This window comes from Morganella morganii (genome assembly GCF_019242955.1).
GTDB classification, from domain to species: domain Bacteria; phylum Pseudomonadota; class Gammaproteobacteria; order Enterobacterales; family Enterobacteriaceae; genus Morganella; species Morganella sibonii.
This window is the reverse complement of record NZ_CP066129.1, coordinates 884,888-902,146: the sequence shown is the minus strand read 5'-3', so window position 1 is coordinate 902,146 and position 17,259 is coordinate 884,888. Positions and strand designations below refer to the sequence as shown.

General features: G+C 51.7%; 13 protein-coding genes and 1 tRNA gene. 3 read left to right on the top strand and 11 right to left on the bottom strand.

Annotated elements, in window-relative coordinates; translation table 11 throughout:
* Positions 1-69: 69 nt before the first annotated feature.
* The 5 genes from tkt to dnaQ all read right to left on the bottom strand — a co-directional run bounded on the left by tkt (position 70) and on the right by dnaQ (position 5,248).
* Positions 70-2,064, bottom strand: a complete 1,995-nt coding sequence (tkt, locus tag JC793_RS03985) for a transketolase (RefSeq protein ID WP_218427563.1) — start codon at positions 2,062-2,064, stop codon at positions 70-72.
* Positions 2,065-2,413: 349 nt separating this feature from the next.
* The gene (locus JC793_RS03980) at positions 2,414-3,751 is read right to left on the bottom strand and encodes a uracil-xanthine permease family protein (protein WP_046895236.1); all 1,338 of its coding nucleotides are present in this window, start codon (positions 3,749-3,751) and stop codon (positions 2,414-2,416) included.
* Between the two features lie 268 nt (positions 3,752-4,019).
* Positions 4,020-4,096, bottom strand: a tRNA-Asp gene (locus JC793_RS03975).
* Between the two features lie 166 nt (positions 4,097-4,262).
* On the bottom strand, positions 4,263-4,517 hold the full coding sequence (locus JC793_RS03970; protein WP_046895235.1) for a YkgJ family cysteine cluster protein: 255 nt from the start codon (positions 4,515-4,517) through the stop codon (positions 4,263-4,265).
* Complete coding sequence (gene dnaQ, locus JC793_RS03965; protein WP_166707128.1) at positions 4,514-5,248, bottom strand: DNA polymerase III subunit epsilon; 735 nt, start codon at positions 5,246-5,248, stop codon at positions 4,514-4,516. Before dnaQ ends, JC793_RS03970 begins: the two co-directional genes overlap by 4 nt.
* 61 nt (positions 5,249-5,309) lie before the next feature.
* Between dnaQ and rnhA the strand changes: the two genes are divergently transcribed.
* A complete protein-coding gene (rnhA, locus tag JC793_RS03960; RefSeq protein ID WP_046895133.1) occupies positions 5,310-5,780 on the top strand; it encodes a ribonuclease HI in 471 nt (156 codons plus the stop codon).
* A 3-nt stretch (positions 5,781-5,783) separates the two neighbouring features.
* Here the strand turns inward: rnhA and JC793_RS03955 are convergent, their stop codons facing one another.
* Complete coding sequence (locus JC793_RS03955; protein ID WP_166707126.1) at positions 5,784-6,515, bottom strand: methyltransferase domain-containing protein; 732 nt, start codon at positions 6,513-6,515, stop codon at positions 5,784-5,786.
* Between the two features lie 40 nt (positions 6,516-6,555).
* Between JC793_RS03955 and gloB the strand changes: the two genes are divergently transcribed.
* Together gloB and mltD are read left to right on the top strand one after the other, a co-directional pair.
* The gene (gene gloB / locus JC793_RS03950; protein ID WP_218427561.1) at positions 6,556-7,338 is read left to right on the top strand and encodes a hydroxyacylglutathione hydrolase; all 783 of its coding nucleotides are present in this window, start codon (positions 6,556-6,558) and stop codon (positions 7,336-7,338) included.
* Positions 7,339-7,395: 57 nt separating this feature from the next.
* Positions 7,396-8,793 carry a murein transglycosylase D gene (gene mltD, locus JC793_RS03945; RefSeq protein ID WP_218427560.1) on the top strand — a complete coding sequence of 466 codons (1,398 nt, stop codon included), beginning with the start codon at positions 7,396-7,398 and terminating at the stop codon, positions 8,791-8,793.
* 218 nt (positions 8,794-9,011) lie between these two features.
* On the opposite strand, the gene JC793_RS03940 is transcribed toward mltD, so the two are convergent.
* The 5 genes from JC793_RS03940 to relA form a co-directional block, all read right to left on the bottom strand.
* The gene (locus JC793_RS03940) at positions 9,012-10,397 is read right to left on the bottom strand and encodes an SLC13 family permease (RefSeq protein ID WP_166707123.1); all 1,386 of its coding nucleotides are present in this window, start codon (positions 10,395-10,397) and stop codon (positions 9,012-9,014) included.
* A gap of 333 nt (positions 10,398-10,730) precedes the next feature.
* Positions 10,731-12,029, bottom strand: coding sequence for a phosphopyruvate hydratase (eno, locus tag JC793_RS03935; RefSeq protein WP_166707122.1), 1,299 nt, complete (start codon positions 12,027-12,029; stop codon positions 10,731-10,733).
* A 73-nt stretch (positions 12,030-12,102) separates the two neighbouring features.
* On the bottom strand, positions 12,103-13,740 hold the full coding sequence (pyrG, locus tag JC793_RS03930; protein WP_046895129.1) for a glutamine hydrolyzing CTP synthase: 1,638 nt from the start codon (positions 13,738-13,740) through the stop codon (positions 12,103-12,105).
* A 223-nt stretch (positions 13,741-13,963) separates the two neighbouring features.
* Entirely contained in the window at positions 13,964-14,752 is a 789-nt protein-coding gene (gene mazG, locus JC793_RS03925; RefSeq protein ID WP_046895128.1) for a nucleoside triphosphate pyrophosphohydrolase, read from the bottom strand.
* Positions 14,753-15,017: 265 nt separating this feature from the next.
* Entirely contained in the window at positions 15,018-17,252 is a 2,235-nt protein-coding gene (relA, locus tag JC793_RS03920) for a GTP diphosphokinase (RefSeq protein WP_046895127.1), read from the bottom strand.
* Positions 17,253-17,259: the final 7 nt, after the last annotated feature.

Sequence of the window (17,259 nt, the reverse complement as noted above, 5' to 3'; positions counted from 1 at the left end):
AGGCAAAGATAAAAAAAGCGCATTCGGTCAAAAAAACCGGAATGCGCTTTCAGAATCTGTATCAGCAGATTATTTCAGCAGGGCTTTCGCCTGAGAAACCACGTTCTCAACAGTGAAACCAAACTCACTGAACAGCTGACCGGCAGGTGCAGATTCACCGAATGAATGCATGCCGACGATGGCACCCTGCATACCTGTGTATTTGAACCAGTAATCCGCAATACCCGCTTCAACAGCAACACGTGCTGTCACCGCTGACGGCAGAACAGATTCACGGTACGCGGCATCCTGTTTATCAAATGCATCAGTGGACGGCATAGATACCACACGCGCTTTACGGCCTTCGGCTGTCAGCTGCTCGTATGCTTTCACGGCCAGTTCCACTTCAGAACCGGTGGCAATCAGGATCACTTCCGGCTGACCTGCGCAATCTTTCAGGATATACGCCCCTTTTTCGATATCAGCCAGCTGCTGCGCGGTACGCAGCTGCTGTGCCAGATTCTGGCGGGAGAAGATCAGGGATGTCGGGCCGTTTTTACGCTCAATCGCATATTTCCACGCCACAGCGGATTCCACCTGGTCACACGGACGCCATGTGCTCATGTTTGGTGTCACACGCAGGCTGGCGATCTGCTCAACCGGCTGGTGAGTCGGGCCGTCTTCACCCAGACCGATAGAGTCATGAGTGTAAACAAAGATGCTGCGGATCTTCATCAGTGCCGCCATACGCACCGCGTTACGGGCATATTCAACGAACATCAGGAAGGTCGCGCCGTAAGGAATGAAACCGCCGTGCAGAGCGATACCGTTCATGATGGCAGACATGCCGAACTCGCGCACGCCGTAATGGATGTAGTTACCCGCTTTATCTTCATTGATTGGCGCAGAGCCGGACCACATGGTCAGGTTACTCGGTGCCAGGTCAGCGGAACCGCCCATAAATTCAGGCAGCACTTTACCGAATGCTTCCAGTGCATTTTGTGATGCTTTGCGGCTGGCAATGCTGGCCGGGTTGTCCTGGAGATTCTGAATAAAGGCGTTTGCGTCAGCTTCCCACTCAGCAGGCAGCTCACCGTTTACACGGCGGCGGTATTCGCGGGCCAGTTCAGGGAAGGCTTTTTCGTAGTGAGCGAATTTCACATCCCACTCAGATTCAGCAGCAGCACCGGCTTTCTTCGCATCCCACTCAGTATAGATTTCCTGCGGGATTTCGAACGGCGCATACGGCCAGTTCAGTGCTTCGCGGGTAGCGGCGATTTCCGCATCACCTAACGGAGAACCGTGTGCATCCGCAGTACCGGCTTTCTTCGGCGAACCGAAACCGATAACTGTTTTGCACATCAGCAGGGATGGTTTGTCAGTAACCGCTTTGGCTTCTTCAACCGCCGCTTTGATCTGGTCAGGATTGTGACCGTCAATGCCGCGCACGACGTGCCAGCCGTAAGCTTCAAAACGTTTGGCGGTATCATCAGTAAACCAGCCCTGAACGTTACCGTCGATGGAAATGCCGTTGTCATCGTAGAAGGCAACCAGTTTACCCAGCTTCAGGGTACCGGCCAGAGAGCAGGCCTCGTGGGAGATCCCTTCCATCATACAGCCGTCGCCCATAAAGACGTAGGTGTGATGATCAACAATATCGTGACCCGGACGGTTGAACTGCGCCGCCAGTGTCTGTTCTGCCACAGCAAAACCGACTGCGTTTGCGATACCCTGGCCTAACGGGCCGGTAGTGGTTTCCACACCCGGGGTATAACCGTATTCAGGGTGACCCGGGGTTTTGGAATGCAGCTGACGGAAGGCTTTTAAGTCATCCACCGATACATCATAGCCGGTGAGGTGCAGCAGGCTGTAAATCAGCATTGAGCCGTGGCCGTTTGACAGCACAAAGCGGTCACGATCACTCCAGTGCGGGTTGGTCGGGTTGTGCTTCAGATAGTCGCGCCACAGTACTTCCGCGATATCAGCCATGCCCATTGGTGCGCCGGGGTGTCCGGAATTTGCCTTTTGCACCGCGTCCATGCTCAGGAAACGAATCGCATTAGCAAGAGTTTTACGAGAGGTCATTGTCTACTCCAGGTTCGGATAAAAAGCAGATACAGGCTATTTTCGCAGTGCCGCGCACGGATGGCAATCCTTATCACCGGTCAGAGGCAAAGGGTCGGGGCTGAAAAGACAACAATGAGACGTCAGGCGAGGCGTGTCTGAGAACAGAAACAAGACTTCGCACAGGCGGCATTTTCGCTGACTAAATCGTTTTAGCACCAGGTATTGCGCAACAGCGGAAGTGACCTATTAAACCCGATTACCACAATGAATAGCAAGCGGAAATACTGCATTCTGTGTGCTTATCCGGCGGATGGCAGGCGTTTCCTGCCGGTGACGGAAAAATTCCGCTTACCGGCAGGCAAAGATATTACGGTTTTTCTTTTTTACCGATCACACTGTCAAAATTAAATAAAAGATTCAGCACGATAGCCAGAACAAAGGTCACTATCACGCCCTGGGAAAGAATAATCCGCAACATTTCCGGCAGCTGAGAAAGGGCTTCCCCCTGTCCGTTAAACATCAGCCCGACACTGACTGAAATTCCGACAACCATCATATTGCCCATTTTGGTCATATCGACGGATTTTGTCAGTGTGTCTATCCCGGCAACAGTAATAAAAGCAAAAATCACCAGGGTCGCGCCACCGAAAACAGAAGCGGGGATCATGGTCGCAATCGCAGAGAATTTGGGAATAATACTGAGGATAATCAGAATCACTCCGCTGCACGCCGTCACATAACGGCTGCGCACACCGGAGATAATAATGACCCCTGCATTGTTAATAAAAGAGGTCAGCGGCGTACAGTTAAACAGCCCGGAAATAGTTACCGCCACCCCTTCCCCGCGCATCGGAGAGTTCAGAGCATTGCCTTCCATAGAGCGGTTACACAGGCGGCCGACGGTGGAAAAAGTGCCGACTGAATCCAGTGTGGCCATAAAAGTACCGAGGAACATCAGAATAATCGCGGTCAGATCAAAATGAATACCGTAATGGGCGGGACGGACAAACGAAAACCACCCGGCACTGCTCACCGGGCCGAAATTGACCATATCCATTACCACCGCCACCAGGGTAGCCACGATCAGGCCGATAAGAATCGACATTTCCCGCAACGCGCCTTTACCGAAGCGGTTTAACAGCACAATCACCGCGATAGTCAGCACACCGAGAAAAATACCGGCCGGGTCACCGTAGGAAGCCTCCCCCGGATAACCGACAATCCCGGAAAACGAAACCGGCAGCAGGGAAACACCGAGCATAATAAGATAACAGCCAATAACTATCGGTTTGAATAAGAAAGCGATTTTTCCGTACAACGGCGCAAGAAAGAACAGCAGCACCCCGGAAACCAGTGTCCCGCCGAAGACATAAGGCAGTGACTCAATTCCCCCGCCGAACTGCGAGGCGATAATAAAAACCGGCGGCATCGCCACAAACGAAGTGCCGAGGATCAGCGGCAGACTGACGCCGACATATTTGGTGATACTCAGTGACTGGATAAGCGTCCCCACGCCGGAAACAAAAATCGCCGCGGCAATCAGCAGGGTGGTATCTTCCTGCGACAGTTTCAGAACCTGGGAAATCACTATCGGCACGGCAATGGTGCCGGTAAACATGGCAAAAATATGCTGAACAGCATACGGAAACAGTTTCCGCATCGGCATCATTTCATTGACTTCATCACTCCCGGTGTTTGTTTTCATAAATACAACCTCTGTGATTGGTTTTATTGTTTTTACCGGCACAGCGGCGACGGCCGCGCAACCGGTTACGGAAAACAAACAGCAAGATATGTGCCAGCACCTGAACATTATTTATTCATATAAAGTATGAGTGTGGTCACAACGCATTATCAAAATGATAAGAGAGGTAATACCGGGGGATGATAATGATACAACGCGATTATGCAGAGAGAAATTGTACAGCACGAAACAGAAAAGCCCTGACATTGCTGTCAGGGCTTCTGTAATCTGGCGGAACGGACGGGACTCGAACCCGCGACCCCCTGCGTGACAGGCAGGTATTCTAACCAACTGAACTACCGCTCCGTGTGTTCCTTTTCGGGAACGGTGCGAATAATACGATGCCGGTTTCCGTTCGTCAATAGCTGATTTGTGTAAACCCATGCAATTGCACAGTTTTTCGCCTGAAAGACCGGTTTAATACGGAAAAGTGCACACGACATACACGATCCCGCCACGCGGTCATCCGTGCTCAGGGAGACGTTTGTTTTTCCAGATCAAGAAGATAAGTCATCGCATCATCACGGCTCTCCCCGCACATTTCCCGCGAGGGCTGCAATCCGGCACAAACAGCCGGGCGCAGCGGTGAGCCGAAAATCAGACACAGATTTTGTGCTGACAACTGCACACAGCGGGTATTGGCCGGTTTCCCCTCCGGCATACCGGGAATGGGGGACGAAATGGATGGCGCAGTGCAACAGGCACCGCATCCGCTGCGGCAGGTCAGCTCCGCCAGATGCAAGGATTGGCTCCTTTTTTCTCAGCCAGATCCAGACGTGCTTCGTGTTCCGAGATTTCCTCATCCGTGGCATATACCACGCGCAGGCCGCTCTGCGGGCGGGCAATCCGCTGAATGGCCTGAACGTTCTCTTCGCCGCCGCTCTCATTATCTGCAGAAAAAGCCAGTGATGTCTGGCCGCCGGTCATCGCCAGATAGACATCCGACAGAATTTCGGCATCGAGTAACGCGCCGTGCAGCAGACGTTTTGAGTTATCTATCTGATAGCGGTCACATAACGCATCGAGGTTATTACGCTTACCCGGGAATAGTTGTCTGGCAAGCGTCAGGCTGTCGGTGATGGTACAGAATTCAGCCGTCGGCGGGATACCCCGGTTCAGCTTGCGGAATTCATAATCCATAAAGCCGATATCGAAGGGCGCATTATGAATCACCAGCTCTGCACCACGGATAAATTCAATAAATTCATCCGCGATATCGGCAAACACCGGTTTATCCATCAGGAATTCATCACTGATCCCGTGCACACCAAAGGCTTCCGGGTCCACCAGCCGGTCAGGCCGGATATACAGATGGAAATTACGGCCGGTCAGGCGCCGGTTGATCACTTCAACCGCACCGATCTCAATAATATTGTGCCCCTCGTAGTGGGCACCCAGTTTGTTCATACCGGTGGTTTCGGTATCGAGAACAATTTGTCGTGTAATATCAGTGCTCATAATGACGTTTTGTGTCAGACTCAGGTAATTGCCAATCAATCAGAGGAAGAGTCTACCAGAGATGAGTGACAAGGTAGAAATTTTCACCGACGGCTCCTGCCTCGGAAATCCGGGCCCCGGCGGCTACGGTGCGCTGCTGCGTTATAAAGGCCGTGAAAAAACGCTCAGTGAGGGCTTTTTTCTCACCACCAATAACCGGATGGAACTGCTGGCCGCTATTATGGCGCTGGAAACGCTCAAACGCCCGTGTGATATCGTGCTGACCACCGACAGCCAGTATGTCCGCCAGGGGATCACGCAGTGGATACATAACTGGAAACGGCGCGGCTGGCGTAAAGCGGATAAATCCCCGGTGGTGAATGTCGATTTGTGGCAGCGTCTGGATTCCGCTATCACCCGTCATCAGATTGACTGGCAGTGGGTGAAAGGCCATGCCGGACATCCGGAAAACGAACGCTGTGATGAGCTTGCCCGTGCGGCGGCAGAGTCCCCGTCACAGAACGATACCGGTTATCAGCCCGCCGCTGAATAATCCTCAGCGGCGTTTCAGACAGCGCGGCGGCGTCTGCTCGCGGGCCGCGCCCACCACATTATTCAGTTTCGGCCGCAGCAGGCGCAGCTTCTGCGGTGTGAATGTCAGCGGTACCGTGCGTTTGCGCGCCACAATCACCCCCAGACAGCCGAAAATCCGTGCATAGCGGTTGCCGGCGCTGTCCGGGTTACACCACGGGATCGGGATGGTAAGCCGGTGATACATAATTTCGTAGTTGAGCAGACTGAGCCAGTCCAGCATGCGGAACTGTGAAAACATCCGGCTGCACTGCGGCTGCTGATTCAGACGCCACGGGATCAGTTTACGCGCCCCCAGCAGGCTTAACGGGTTGAACCCGCTGATAATCAGCCAGCCGTCCTCAATCAGGACACGGTCAGCCTCGCGCAGCAGCCGGTGCGGGTCACTGCTGTAGCCCAGATTATGTGCCAGCACACAGACATCCGCGGATTTGTCCAGAAACGGCAATTGCGCCGCCTCCCCGAATACCTGTAAGGTGTTACCCTGCGGTGCCATATTCACCTGATGCGGAATCATGCAGCTGCTGCTGTTAATTTCACAGCTCAGTGCACCAATCTTAATCAGATGGAAGCCAAACATTTTCGGCCACCAGGGTGCCAGTTGTGCTTCCAGCGACTGCCGGAAGCGGCGCCCGCAGGGGATATCGCACCACGAGTCCGGCATCGTCAGAGTTTTTGTCGCTCGTGCAGAAAACATGGCTTTATCCTTGGTTTACACTCAAAAAGGTGAGGTATCTATGGAGCTTATCAGAATTTCCGCGTTATCAGATAACTACATTTGGCTATTACGGGATAATGCGCACACCTGCGTCATCGTTGATCCCGGCGTCAGTGCACCGGTGCTGAATACATTGCGGGAACAGGGACTGACCCCCTCTGCCATCCTGCTGACACACCACCATGCGGATCACACCGGCGGTACGGCTGAGATTGTCTCACACTACCCCGGCCTGCCGGTTTACGGCCCCGCTGAAACCATGGCGAAAGGTGCAAATCACTGCGTACAGGATAATGACATTATCACCTGCGGCGGGCTGACATTTCAGGTTATGGCTGTACCGGGACACACGCTCGGCCATGTGGCTTATTACTGCGAACCGTATCTTTTTTGCGGCGATACGCTGTTTTCCGGCGGTTGCGGCCGGATTTTTGAAGGTACACCGGCGCAGATGTTCCGCTCCGTCAGCCGTCTTGCGGCACTGCCGGATGAGACACTGGTCTGCTGTGCGCATGAATACACACAGTCAAATCTCGCCTTTGCACACGCAGTCTGGCCGGAAAACACCGATATTCAGGCATATCAGCGTTATATTGAACAATTACGCCGTAATAATGAAGCCACACTGCCCGTCACACTGAAAACAGAAAGGAAAATTAATGTTTTTCTTAACTGTGATAATATTGATCTGCAACATAATTTATCAGTAAGTAAACATACTGCGACGGCTGAGGAAACTTTTACGTCTTTACGCGCAAAAAAAAGATCAATTTTAGCCGTAATCGTTGTCAGGGCGGAATAACACCAGTATGATTGCGAAACCTACAGACTGAAGAATAATAATGCTGATTCCGCCAACATGAAAATCAAAGCCACACTTCTTGCCGCCGCAATCTTGCTGGCGGGGTGTCAGACTGCGCCGCAGAAAACCACTCAGAAACCTCATTATCCTTCCGGTAACGGCTTTTTACTGACTGCTCAGCAGATGGATGCAGCAAAAATGTCCTCCGTCAGCCCCGAAGATGACATCTGGGGTTATATCCGCGATGAGATGAAAATGAACATCCCGGATAACGACCGCATCCGGGCTGAAGAAGCCTCTTACCTCGCCAAAAAGAGCTATCTCCACGATGTGACACTGCGCGCAGAACCTTACATGTACTGGATCATCGGTAAAATCGATGAACGTAACATGCCGATGGAACTGGTTCTGCTGCCCATAGTGGAGAGTGCTTTTAATCCGCATGCCACCTCACCGGCTCAGGCTGCCGGGTTATGGCAGATTATCCCGAGCACCGGCAAAGCAAACGGGCTGAATCAGAACCAGTGGGTTGATGACCGCCGTGATGTGGCAGCCTCCACCACTGCCGCGCTGGATTTGCTGGAACGTCTGAATAATATGTTCGGCGGAGACTGGGCTCTGACCCTGGCTGCTTATAACAGCGGCGAAGGCCGTGTGCTGCGCGCGATGGAAGCGAACGCTGCAGCCGGAAAACCAACGGATTACTGGTCATTATCCCTGCCGAAAGAGACCATGGATTATGTTCCGCGTATTTTTGCCCTGAGCAATGTTATCCGCAACAGCGACCGCAACGGTGTGAATTTACCGGTACCCAATGCAGAACGCGCTCTGGCACGGGTAAATATCGGCCAGCAGATTTCCCTGGATGTTGCGGCACAGTTGCTGGATATGCCGGTTTCCAGACTGAAAGATTACAACCCGAGCCTGAAACGCGGTGTAACGTCTCCGGCCGGTCCTCACTATCTGATGCTGCCGAAAACCAAAGTCGACCAACTGATGAGCGCGTTATCTGATGACGCGGTGCTTAATGATATCCGCACAGCAGTCGCGAAAAACAATCAGCGTACAGAACAGTTAAGCACACCAGCCGGTCGTGCACAGGCTGCGAAGTATAAAGTGAAAAGCGGTGATTCATTCTACGCCATCGCTAACCGCCATAAGATGACCGTTGCTGAGCTGAAAAAGCTGAACGGACTGAAAAGCGCCTCTGTTCTGCAACCGGGACAAACATTACGGGTGAAAGGCAGTCCGGTGGTGAAACCATCAAAAGCGGCCACCAAAAATGCAATGCGTCTGGCGAAGTATAAAGTCCGTCAGGGTGATTCTTACTACAGCATCGCGCAGCGTCATGGCGTGACACTGAAAGAACTGATGTCCTGGAACAGTAAAGTCAAAATGAAGGATTTACATCCGGGTATTGAATTAACCGTATATGTTGCGAATAAACGCGGCTGATATCATCTCTCTTATCCGAAGCCCTGCCTGATGCGGGGCTTTTTTATATCTGATAATACCTGTGTCTCTCTCCGGCTGATCTTCTGTACTTTTGCAGTATCTCAGTGCCGATGCATCCGCACCGATATTCTTTGCTTACCGGTATAAAAAAACCCGCTGATAAATCAGCGGGTTTTTTGTGTTGTACTTTGTTTGTATCTTTATCGTCAGAGGGACTGTTATACCCAGAACAACCAGGCAAACGCTGAGATAACGATAATACAGGCAATATTCAGTACACCACCAACCCGCACCATTTCGGACTGTTTGATAAACCCGGTTCCGAAGACTATCGCGTTCGGCGGTGTCGCCACCGGCAGCATAAAGGCACAGGATGCACCGATACCGATAATCATAGTCAGCGCCATAACCGGCATTCCCAGACCTTCAGCCACACCGGCAAAGATAGGCACCAGAAGCGCGGCGCTGGCGGTGTTACTGGTGAACTCGGTCAGCACAATGATAAAGGTGGTGACGGCGATAATAATCACCAGCCAGCTGCTGTTACCAAATGAGGTTTTCATCCAGTCCGCCATCACTTCGCTGGCACCGGAATCTTTCAGGATCATACTCAGTGTCAGACCACCACCAAACAGGAACAGAACGCCCCACTCCGTGTTGTTCTGGATCTGTGACCAGCTGGCCACCCCGGTAATACCAATCAGCGCGGCGGCACTCAGCGCGATAATGGTATCGAAGTCCTTAATGTTACCCAGCAGTTCACTCAGCGGCGCGCTGCCAATCCAGCAGATAACCGTCAGACCGAAAATACCAAGTGTCAGCAGACGTTTTGGTGTCCAGTGAACCTGCTCCACTTCAATTTCAAAACGGGCACCCAGCTTCGGACGTAACATCAGATACATAATACCGAACATAATCGGCATCAGGATCAATACCATCGGAATGCCGTATTTCATCCAGGTGAAGAAATCCATACCCAATTGGTTTGCGGCAATAATATTCGGCGGACTGCCGACCATGGTTCCCAGACCACCGATACTGGCACTGTAAGCGACCCCCAGCAGCATAAACACAAACGTGTTACGGTCATGACGGATATCCAGGTTGCCCAGAATACCCAGCACCAGCGGTAACATCATCGCAGCTGTCGCGGTATTACTGATCCACATGGAAAGCGCACCGGTGACACTGAACAACAGGATCACCGCCGCCCATAACCGGCCACGGGCGATCAGCAGAAGACGGTTGGCAATCAGGCGATCAAGCCCCTGGATATGCAGTGCCGTCGCCAGAGCGAAACCACCGAAGAACAGGAAAATCGTCGGGCTGGCAAATGACTGTAACGCCTTACCTGCGCCCAGCAACCCGAGAAATACAGCCAGAATCGGGATCAGTAACGCGGTCAGCGTGACATGAATCGCCTCAGTCAGCCATAAAACAGCAACAAACACCATTAAGGCCAGTCCTGCATTCTCTTTGTCGCTGTAGGGCAGATATTTCAGCAGCAGTATCAGCAGCACAATGTCCAGAGCCAGGATGATGAGTCCTTTTGTGTTAAAAGAACTCAGCCCGGTGGATTGGGTGAGCGTTTCTGAAGCGTCCATGATAATTCCCTCAGTAGGATGTAAAGTATTCACGAAACCGGTTGCTGTCATAATTTAATAGCCGGCGTTTTTGCATGAATGCTAAAAATGTTAAACAATTTATCTTCATGTGAAATATAAAAAGTATTAATAACAAAATACATCACAAAACGTCCATTTTGCGATCTGAGGCAACAGAATAAGTAAAAAAACTTGTCATAGCATGGTAAATGACCAGTTTTAGTCATTGAGGGAACGGATAAAAACCGGGGAAATATTCGTAAGATAAGATAGCTGAGTCATAAAAAAAGGTGTGTCCGCCGGACACACCTTTTTTAACATTCACAGTAACAATTACTGACCTTTGATCTCTTTGCGGCCGTGGAACGGTGCACGTTCACCCAGCGCTTCTTCAATACGGATCAGCTGGTTGTACTTGGCAACACGGTCAGAGCGGCTCATAGAACCGGTTTTAATCTGGCCTGCTGCGGTACCGACTGCCAGGTCTGCAATGGTGGCATCTTCGGTTTCACCGGAACGGTGAGAGATAACCGCGGTGTAACCGGCTTCTTTTGCCATTTTGATAGCAGCCAGTGTTTCGGTCAGTGAACCGATCTGGTTGAATTTAATCAGAATGGAGTTAACGATACCTTTTTCGATACCTTCTTTCAGGATCTTGGTATTGGTCACGAACAGGTCATCACCGACCAGCTGGATTTTGTCGCCCATGACTTTAGTCTGATACGCGAAACCATCCCAGTCAGATTCATCCAGACCATCTTCGATAGAGACGATCGGATACTCTTTGGTCAGTTCTTCCAGGTAATGAGTGAATTCCTGAGATGTGAAGGTACGGCCTTCACCTTTCAGTTCATACATACCGGTTTCTTTGTTGTAGAACTCAGAAGCGGCACAGTCCATCGCCAGGGTAACGTCTTTACCTAATTCGTAGCCTGCTGCTTTAACAGCTTCTTTGATATCAGCCAGCGCTTCAGCGTTAGAACCCAGGTTTGGTGCATAACCACCTTCGTCACCCACTGCGGTATTCATGCCTTTCGCTTTCAGCACTTTCGCCAGGTGATGGAAGATTTCAGAACCCATACGGACAGCTTCTTTCAGAGAAGGTGCACCGACAGGCTGAATCATGAATTCCTGGATGTCCACGTTGTTATCAGCGTGCTCACCACCGTTCAGGATGTTCATCATCGGCAGCGGCATAGAGTATTTGCCCGGCGTGCCGTTCAGTTCTGCGATGTGTGCGTACAGAGGTAAACCTTTTGATGCCGCAGCGGCTTTGGCGTTTGCCAGAGACACAGCCAGAATCGCGTTTGCACCGAAGTTGGATTTGTTTTCAGTACCATCGAGGTCGATCATGATCTGGTCAACTTTAGCCTGATCTTTGGCATCCTGACCCAGCAGCGCCTGTGCAATCGGACCATTTACCGCGCCGACAGCCTTCAGAACCCCTTTACCCAGGAAGCGTGATTTATCACCGTCACGCAGTTCCAGTGCTTCACGGGAACCGGTGGATGCACCTGACGGCGCAGCAGCCATACCCACAAAACCGCCTTCCAGGTGTACTTCAGCTTCTACAGTCGGGTTACCGCGGGAGTCGATGATTTCACGGCCGATCACTTTAACGATTTTGGACATTAGGTTTTCCTCAGTACAAGTTAAATTTTCAGATAAGTAACCGGCACTTACGGCCGGTCACTCACCTCACATCTTATTTTAGCAGACCTTTCTGATTATCAGAGGCCGCTTTGACAAAACCTGCAAACAGCGGATGACCATCACGCGGGGTAGAGGTGAACTCCGGATGGAACTGACAAGCCACAAACCACGGATGATTCGGGTTCTCGATGATTTCCACCAGTTTGTTGTCCACTGAACGGCCGGCAACCAGCAGACCTGCATCTTCAAGACGCTTCAGTAACATGTTGTTCACTTCATAACGATGACGGTGACGTTCAGTAATCGCATCTTTGCCGTACATCCGGCGAACCAGAGAATTGTTCGTCAGGTGGCATAACTGACCGCCGACACGCATTGTACCGCCGAGATCGCTCTCTTCGCTGCGGACTTCAATATTGCCGTCTTCATCACGCCATTCAGTAATCAGCGCAACGACCGGGTACTTACAATCAGCATCAAATTCCGTGGAGTTCGCATCTTCCATACCGGCCAGGTTACGGGCAAAGTCAATCAGTGCCACCTGCATTCCCAGGCAAATGCCCAGATACGGAATGTTGTTCTCGCGGGCATAGCGGGCGGTCATAATCTTGCCTTCCACACCACGGGAACCGAAGCCGCCCGGCACCAGAATCGCATCCAGTCCCTGTAACAGTTCTGTACCGCGGGTTTCCACATCCTGAGAATCAATCAGTTTGATGTTCACAGTAACGCGGTTTTTCAGGCCGCCGTGTTTCAGTGCTTCGATAACAGATTTATAGGCATCCGGCAGTTCAACATATTTGCCGACCATCCCGATGGTGACTTCACCTGACGGATTGGCTTCCTCATAAATCACCTGCTCCCATTCGGAGAGATCTGCTTCCGGAGCATTAATGCTGAATCGTTTACAGATATAATCATCTAATCCCTGGGATTTCAAGAGGCCGGGGATTTTATAAATGGAATCGACATCTTTCAGACTGATAACCGCTTTTTCAGGAACGTTACAGAAAAGCGCGATTTTCGCACGTTCGTTAGCAGGAATCACTCTGTCTGAACGGCAAATCAGCACATCCGGCTGAATTCCGATGGATAATAATTCTTTTACTGAGTGCTGAGTCGGCTTGGTTTTTACTTCACCGGCTGCGGCCAGATACGGAACCAAAGTCAAATGCAGATATAAGGTGTGCTCACGGCCGACTTCCGCCGCCATCTGACGGATAGCTTCCAGGAACGGCAGTGATTCGATATCACCGACAGTCCCGCCGACTTCCACCAGCACCACGTCATGACCTTCACCGCCACGGATGATACGGTCTTTGATTTCGTTGGTGATATGCGGGATAACCTGAATGGTGGCACCGAGATAGTCGCCGCGGCGCTCTTTGCGCAGGACTTCAGAGTAAACACGTCCGGTAGTAAAGTTATTACGGCGGGTCATTTTGGTGCGGATGAAGCGCTCGTAGTGACCTAAGTCGAGATCAGTTTCAGCGCCGTCGTTAGTGACGAAAACTTCCCCGTGTTGGGTCGGGCTCATGGTTCCCGGATCGACGTTGATGTACGGATCCAGTTTCATCATGGTGACATTGAGTCCACGGGCTTCGAGTATAGCCGCTAAAGAGGCTGCGGCAATGCCTTTACCCAGAGAGGATACGACCCCGCCGGTCACAAAAATATAATTAGTTTTCATGCTGAACCTGAAAGTTTAGGTGTAATAGATGATGGATATAACAGGACGGGAAAATAGTATACCCTAACCTTATTTTGGCGACAAATAATCTCGTCACCTCTTTTCGGTTATCCGTCGCTCCCGGGGCGGTAAAAACCGCCTTTTTACACTAACTAATCAACGTCTTACATTTTATAAAAAACTTTTCATTCTCCGGTAAAATCATTAGCTGAAAGCATTAAGCTTACCCCTCACGGGATTTAACATCCTGCCAACTTTTCTCCATTTCATCAAGTGTTGCTGATTCCATCGTCAGTCCGCGGGCGGCGATATCGTTCTCCACCTGCCGGAAACGGTTTTCAAACTTGCGGCAGGCTTTTTGTAACACCATTTCCGGTTTATGTCCCAGATGACGGGAAAAATTCACCACTGCGAACAGTAAATCCCCCAGCTCTTCGGCCACACGCTCATCATTCACCTGCGGCTGATTCACTTCCTCCATCACCTCATCCAGTTCCTCGTACACCTTACCGAGCACCGGCGGGAGTGTGTCCCAGTCAAATCCGGCTGACGCACAGCGTTTCTGGATTTTATAGGCTCGCATCAGGGCAGGCAGTGTTGCCGGGATATCATCCAGCAGAGAATATTGTGATTTTTCAGCGCGCTCCGCACTTTTGCGCTGTTCCCAGCCGGAAATAGCCGCTTCCGCGCCGATCCCCTGCTCACGGGCAAAAATATGCGGATGGCGGCGGGTCAGTTTATCGCTGACCGCGGCGGCAATATCCTCAAAGTCAAAACGCCCTTCTTCTTTCGCCATCTGTGCATAGAACACCACCTGAAAAAGTAAGTCACCTAACTCACCTTTCAGATCGTCAAAATCAGCCCGCTCAATGGCATCCAGAACCTCATAGGTTTCTTCCAGGGTGTAAGGGGCGATAGTGGCATAAGTTTGCGCTTTGTCCCACGGACAGCCGTTTTCCGGGTCGCGTAACTGCGACATGATCGCCAGCAGGCGTTCAACTGATACAGACATGTGATTAGTTCCTGAATATGATTTCCGCGAGTGATAAAAAAAGCAGACCAGAGTCTGCTTTTCAGGCCGTTGACAAACCCGCAGGGGTTGGCGACGACCGACTGAGGTTGTAAAAATAAACCAGGAAAATCAATTTATTGATTTTCGGCTGATAACACTTTCGGCTAATAACACAAAGCAGGAAAAACCACGTTTTATCCTGCTTTGTCAGCAATCTCAAAGCAGACCAGAGTCTGCTTTTCAGTGTAACCGATTTCCGGCCGTTTTACTGAGTGTGGCGTTTGGCCTCAATCACATCCGGCAGCTGGTTCAGTTTTGCCAGCACACGGCTGAGGGTCTGGATATTGTAAATTTCCATGTCCATATCGATGGTGGCAATCTGCTGTTTCACATCACTGTGGCTGCGCACCCCGAGAACATTCACTTTTTCGTTAGCCAGAATCGTGGTGATATCACGCAGCAGACCGCTGCGGTCATTTGCCACCACCCGCACCACCAGAGAATAGCCGCTGGAGTAACTCGCGCTCCAGACTGCTTCCACCAGACGCTCCGGTGCCTGCTCCTGCAATTCCGCCAGCTGTTCACAATCCGCGCGGTGGATGGAGATCCCCCGGCCTTTGGTGATAAAACCGATAATATCATCCCCCGGAATCGGCTGGCAGCAGCGGGCGATGTGATGCATCAGGTTACCGACACCTTCAACCACAATGCGGCCGCTGCTCTGGTGAGCCGGTGCCGGTTTGGCCGGCGGCGCTTTTTCAAGGGTTTTCAGGGCTTCACGATCGGCTTCTTCCGCTGTCGGTTTGTTCAGCTTGCTTTGCAGGAAGTTCGACAACTGGTTGATACGGATATCACCGACACCAATACCGGCCAGCACTTCATCCAGCGAATGCACGTTATAGCGGGCGATCAGCAGTTTTTCCGCCTCTTTCAGGCTGATATCCTGCGCGGCCAGTTCATTGTCCAGCATCTGCCGTCCGGCAATAATATTTTTATCGCGATCCTGTTTGCGGAACCAGTTATGGATTTTTGCCCGCCCGCGGCTGGTGGTGACATAGCCCAGGTTCGGGTTCAGCCAGTCACGGCTCGGGTTCGGCTGTTTCTGGGTGATGACTTCAATCTGATCGCCCATCTGTAACTGGTAGCTGAACGGCACGATACGGCCGCCGATTTTCGCGCCGATGCAGCGGTGCCCCACATCGCTGTGGATATGGTAGGCGAAATCGAGCGGCGTGGAGCCGGCCGGTAAATCCACCACATCCCCTTTCGGGGTAAAGACGTAAACACGGTCGTCAAACACCTGACTGCGCACTTCATCCAGCATTTCGCCGGAATCGGCCATCTCTTCCTGCCACGCAATCAGTTTACGCAGCCAGGCAATGCGGTTCTCGTAACTGCCGGTTTTCCCGCCGCCTGCGGTACCTTCTTTGTATTTCCAGTGCGCCGCAACGCCGAGTTCCGCATCTTCATGCATCTGCCGGGTACGGATCTGAATTTCCAGGGTTTTGCCTTTCGGCCCCAGCACCACGGTATGAATGGACTGATAGCCGTTCGGTTTCGGATTCGCCACATAGTCATCAAACTCATCCGGCAGATGACGGAAATGGGTGTGGACAATCCCGAGTGCGGCGTAGCAGTCCTGGAGACGCTCCACCACAATCCGCACGGCGCGGACATCAAACAGTTCATCAAAAGAAAGTGATTTTTTCTGCATCTTGCGCCAGATGCTGTAAATATGCTTCGGCCGCCCGTAGATCTCTGCCTGAATACCCTCTTCTTTCATGTCTTCACGCAGTGACGTCACAAAATTATCGATATACTCTTCGCGGTCAAGACGGCGCTCATGCAGCAGACTGGCAATGCGTTTGTAATCATCCGGGTGCAGATAACGGAAGCAGTAATCCTCCAGCTCCCATTTCAGTTGCCCGATCCCGAGGCGGTTCGCCAGCGGGGCATAAATATTGAAACACTCTTTGGCGGCCAGGACGCGTTCGTCCTCACCGGCATCTTTCACTTCGCGCAGATGGGCGATCCGCTCCGCCAGCTTGATAACCACGCAGCGGAAATCTTCCACCATGGAGAGCAGCATGCGGCGGATGTTATCCACCTGCACCGAACTGGTTTCGTCATTATGGGTGGCTTTCAGCTGACGGATAGCATCCATATCCATCACACCTTTGACCAGCAGCCAGATAGCGGAGCCAAAGGCTTCGCTTATCTCTTCCTCACCGAGGATCTCCGCTTCGGCCAGCGGAAAAAGCAACGCTGCACGCAGACTGTCGAGATCCATACTGAGGGTGGATAAAATTTCCACCATCTCAATACCGCGCCCCAACAGCAGCGCCGCATCCTGATGACCATCAACCTGCTGATGACAGTAATGCCAGACCTCTTCCAGTTTTTCACCCGTCACCGGGTTATGCAGCCCGAGGCTGTTAATCCAGTGTGCCGGGTCAAACTCACCGGCCGGTGTTAAATGCGCACTTCTTACCGCGACCATACATTCT

Coding starts and splice junctions, on each gene's coding strand:
- tkt (WP_218427563.1), bottom strand. CDS start 2,064: ATGACCTCTCGTAAAACTCTTGCTAATGCGATTCGTTTCCTGAGCATG.
- JC793_RS03980 (WP_046895236.1), bottom strand. CDS start 3,751: ATGAAAACAAACACCGGGAGTGATGAAGTCAATGAAATGATGCCGATG.
- dnaQ (WP_166707128.1), bottom strand. CDS start 5,248: ATGAGCACTGATATTACACGACAAATTGTTCTCGATACCGAAACCACC.
- rnhA (WP_046895133.1), top strand. CDS start 5,310: ATGAGTGACAAGGTAGAAATTTTCACCGACGGCTCCTGCCTCGGAAAT.
- JC793_RS03955 (WP_166707126.1), bottom strand. CDS start 6,515: ATGTTTTCTGCACGAGCGACAAAAACTCTGACGATGCCGGACTCGTGG.
- gloB (WP_218427561.1), top strand. CDS start 6,556: ATGGAGCTTATCAGAATTTCCGCGTTATCAGATAACTACATTTGGCTA.
- mltD (WP_218427560.1), top strand. CDS start 7,396: ATGAAAATCAAAGCCACACTTCTTGCCGCCGCAATCTTGCTGGCGGGG.
- JC793_RS03940 (WP_166707123.1), bottom strand. CDS start 10,397: ATGGACGCTTCAGAAACGCTCACCCAATCCACCGGGCTGAGTTCTTTT.
- eno (WP_166707122.1), bottom strand. CDS start 12,029: ATGTCCAAAATCGTTAAAGTGATCGGCCGTGAAATCATCGACTCCCGC.
- pyrG (WP_046895129.1), bottom strand. CDS start 13,740: ATGAAAACTAATTATATTTTTGTGACCGGCGGGGTCGTATCCTCTCTG.
- mazG (WP_046895128.1), bottom strand. CDS start 14,752: ATGTCTGTATCAGTTGAACGCCTGCTGGCGATCATGTCGCAGTTACGC.
- relA (WP_046895127.1), bottom strand. CDS start 17,252: ATGGTCGCGGTAAGAAGTGCGCATTTAACACCGGCCGGTGAGTTTGAC.